This window comes from Flavobacterium qiangtangense (assembly GCF_042658345.1).
Taxonomy (GTDB): Bacteria; Bacteroidota; Bacteroidia; order Flavobacteriales; family Flavobacteriaceae; genus Flavobacterium; species Flavobacterium qiangtangense.
Map to the genome: position 1 here is coordinate 1 of NZ_JBHSQB010000017.1, position 4,277 is coordinate 4,277.

A 4,277-nucleotide genomic window follows, 5' to 3' on the forward strand; every position below is an offset into this window, starting at 1 on the left:
AAATGCGCTTTAAATTCTTTGGCCACTCCCTGCTCACTGAATTCCACCCTGAACCAGTAGTCGGTCGAAGGAAGCGGGCTTCCGTTCATCGTTCCGTCCCAGCCCTGGCTGTCGATCGAAGGGCTCAATTGCTTGATCAGTTTTCCGTAGCGGTCAAATATATAAATTTTTGCGTTAGGTTGGTCATACAATCCTACAATATTCCAAGTATCGTGAATTCCGTCACCGTTAGGCGTGAAATACTTAGGGTATCCGATAAGGAAAGCCGTGCCTGCCGTATCCGGGCCGCAGCCGCCAAGGATATCCCTCACCGCAATATCGTGCTCGCCGCTCTGCGAAACCCCAAGGGGCACGTCATAGAAGACGTTGCTCGACTGCCAAGGGCCTCCGTCAAGGCTGTACTCGTATTCCCCGTATCCTTCTGCGATTACCGTGATCGTCTGGCTTTCCGTGAAGGCGTTGGTTACCTGTACGTCCGTTATCACTGCCGGGCCGGATCTGGTGATCGTGATCGTCGCCATAGGGTCAGAAACGCATCCCGTGGCGATATTGGTAACGGTAACCCCGTATGTTGCCGTGTCTCCCGCTATCGATGTTATCGTATAGGTAGGGTCCGTTCCCACTACGGTCGCGCCAAGCGTCCATTCGTAAGAATAGGCAGGATCTGTCCCGTAGTTTGTCGAAAGCGTTACCGGCGCAGCCACATCCGTCTCGAAGTCCACGCAGATGATTCCGTTGCTGTCGTCTGATATCACAGGCTCCGGAAGCGGGTTCACGGTAATCAGCACCTCCACGAATGCAGGGCATCCCGTAACCGAATCGGTATTCAAGACCAGCGCATAGATCGTCTGGCTGAAAGGCGTCGTATTCGTATAAGATGCCGGAGACGCGATCGCACCGCTGTAGTCCGTGGTCGGGCCTTCCGCGATATCCGCGTTCATGGCATCAAGGTCGTCATAATAGTGGAGCGTGTACTCCGGTCCCTGCGTCCCGATTACCGTGGCGTCCATCTCAGTAAGGTCGAACTGCATGAAGCCGTCGTTGGTGCCGTCAGTATCGCATTCCGTGATGTCTGCCGGCTGTCCGGCCGTAGATCCGTTGTCCGCGACAAGGGTAACCATCTCCGTGTTCACGCATCCCGTGGCGGTGTTTACCACCCTCACGTAGATTTCCTGCTGGAAAGGCGTGCCATTGTCATACTGGTCAGGAAGCGCTCCCGTTCCTGCCTGAGCTTCTGCAAGCGTCAGGTGGTAGCTGAAGGCAAATCCTGCAATGTCCTGCCCTGCCCCGAGCACGTCGGCATTGCTGCCTGAAAGCGTGAAGGTCGCAAAGCCGTCGTTGTTCTGCTGGCATACCGCATTCACCACACCTGCATTTACAACAGGAAGCGGGTTCACGATAAGCAGCTGTTCTACTACCACGTAGCAGTTCTCCCCGTCAGAATCGATCTGGCTGTTCATCACGTGGATGTAGACGATGCCTGCTCCCTCGTATGCCTCCGGCGTAAGTATCTGGCTTCCGTCAGCGTCGTAGTACTCGAACGAAAGGTTCGGGTCCCCGTCGGCAAGGTAGGCCTCGTTTACCGTCAGGTCGAAAAGCTCAGTGCCGTTCGGAGAGTCCACGTTGTCGCACGCCACAAGATCCTGGGGATCCGTGTTTGGCGTAGGAAGAGGAAGCACTCTTATGGTGAGGGTCGTGAAGCTCACGCATCCCGTCGCGTCATTGGTAACCGTAACGAAAAGCGTATACGGGTTGTTTACTCCTGGAATCGTATTGTTATAGAATGCTTCCGGAGAGGCAACCGCAACACCCGCCTGCGCGTCTGCAAGGTTAAGATGGTACTGCACCGTGTATCCCGGATTGTTCCCTGTTATCACGGCATCCATCGAGGTAAGGTCAAAAACTGCCTGGTTGTCCTGGAAAGGCGTCACGTTGTCGCAAACCGAAAGCTGGTAGGCAGGAAGCACCGCAAGAGGCGTGTCGATCTGAAGCACGAAGCTTCCTATCGTGAAGCATCCCGTGGCCGTATCGTTTACCCTCACCCAGATAGTCTGCCCGTTTGTCCCCGCATACGCCTGGGGAGTCACAATCGCTCCTGTTCCCGCTTCTGCCGCGGCCTGGCTCGCATAGTAGAAAACAGTATAGGTACTGCCTCCCGTCTGAGCGGCAAGGATTATCGGGGTCTGCTGGGTAAGGTCTACCGCATGAAGGCCGTCCTGGTTGTTGTCGCACACCTGGACAGGGTCAAGCTCCGGCATCACCGGAGAGGCTTTCACCTCAAGCTGCATCGCAACTACGGCATAGCATCCCGTCTCGGTATTTTCTGCCCTGATGTATATCGTCTGGGCAAAGGCGTTTATGTTTTCGTATGGAGATGCCAGCGGAAATACGTCCATGTCTGCATTGTCATACGTCTCGTGGAAAGTAATCTCTGTATCCGGGGCTCCGTCAAGAATGTCTTCTATAAGCTCGTCAAGGTCGAATTCGGCAAAGCCGTTTCCGTCGGCATCGCACTCGGCAACCGGCTCTGGAACGACCGGAGCAGGAAGGGGCTCTACCCTAAGATCAAGAAGCGTTATCGCGAAGCATCCCGTGTCTGCATTCTCGACTCTCACGAAGATCGTCTGGACACCCGCAACAGCATTCACGTAAGGAGAAGCAAGTGCCGGCGTTCCCGCAATGGCTTCCGCCTCGGTAAGGTAATAGCTTACTGCCATTCCCGGTACCTGCGTAATGTTCTGCGCATAGCCTGCAAGGTCGAATTCTTCAAATTCGTCTCCAGTATTGTTCACGTCGCAGAGCTCATAGGCCGGCGCCGGGAAAGGCACTGCCGGTAGCGGGTTCACGACAAGCACCAATGGCACTACGTCCGAGCATCCCGTTGCGTCTACAGTCACCCTTACCCATATGGTCTGGGTATTTATAACGGTATTGTTGAAGGCAAGCACGCTGGTGATAGGATTTTCTCCCGCAACGGCGTTGGCTTCCGTTACATGGTAGGTAATCGTGTGGAGCGCAGGATCCAGGCCTCCAAGAATCTGGTCTTCGCGGATCGTCAGGTTGAAGGTTCCGATTCCGTCTGCATTTTCATCGCAGACCTCGATCGGGTCTGGTGTAGTTGCTACTGGCGTAGGATTTACGATAAGCTGCAGTTCAACCGTATCGTAGCACGGCGCCAGGTTGGACTCCACCCTTACGTAGATGATCTGGGTCCACTGGTTGATATTTGAATAAAGCGGGCCGACAGCATTGGTTCCAAACGCAGCATCTTCAGGCGTCTCGTGGAAGGTAACCGTCACGTTGGCCGCTCCTCCGATGATCTGCGGGATGGCTAGCGAAAGGTCGAAGTTCCCGAAGCCGTCGTTGTTCGGGTCGCAGTATTCCAGTGGCTGCGGATCGTTGGCGATAGGACCCTCGATCACGTTAAGGGTAAGCGTTGTCGTGCTGAAGCATCCGGTGTCGGCATTTTCCATCCTCACGTAGATGATCTCACCCAGCTGGCCCGTGTAGGCATTCGGTGGGTCGATCGCCCCTGTTTCTGCCTGGGCATCCGCAAGGGTATTGTAATAGGTGATGGTAAAGCCGGCCTGTCCGCCAAGTATCTCGTTGTTCTTCACCGTAAGGTCGAATACCGCCTGGGTATTGTTCACTCCGTCGCTGCAGGCCGTAAGCGGCGTCGGGGCCACAGGCTGCGGAAGCGGGTTCACGATAAGGTCGAATGTCGTGGTGGTCGAGCATCCGGTGATGTCGTTTTCTATTCTTACGTATATAGTCTGAAGGAATGCGGGATTGTTTGCATGCGGCACGTCTGGGTCGATCGCCGCCGTGCCGTTCTGTGCATCCGATAGCGTCGCGTGGTAGCTGGCCGTAAGGTCTGGCTGGCCGGCAGTCGCTTCCGCTGTCTTCGTGTTCAGAAGGAATTCCTCGATGCCGTCTCCGGGGCTGTCGTAGTCGCAAAGCTCGTAGTCGGCGATCGCGTTGGCGACCGGCCTGGTGTTCACGACAAGGACAAGCTCGACGATCGTCGCGCAGTCAGGGGCGCCCTGGTTGGTAACGCTCGCATAGACCGTCTGGGTCCACTGGTTAAGGTTCGTGTAGTTCGGGCCGATAGCGGCAACTCCGTTCTGGGCATTCACGAGCGTCTCGTGGTAGGTAACAACAAGTGTCGTGTCGCCTCCTGTTATTTCCCCCGTTTTAAGCGAAAGGTTGAAAGCCGCAAAGCCGTCATTGTTGTCGTCGCAGACTTCCAGCGCGGTAGGCGTGACTGCATCGGGAGA

1 protein-coding gene is annotated in these 4,277 nt (G+C 55.5%); it reads right to left on the reverse strand.

Features of this window, described 5'->3' with window-relative positions; genetic code table 11:
• Positions 1-4,277, reverse strand: a 4,277-nt coding sequence (locus ACFPVY_RS15725) for a T9SS type B sorting domain-containing protein (RefSeq protein WP_379793093.1), incomplete at both ends; no start/stop codon positions are given.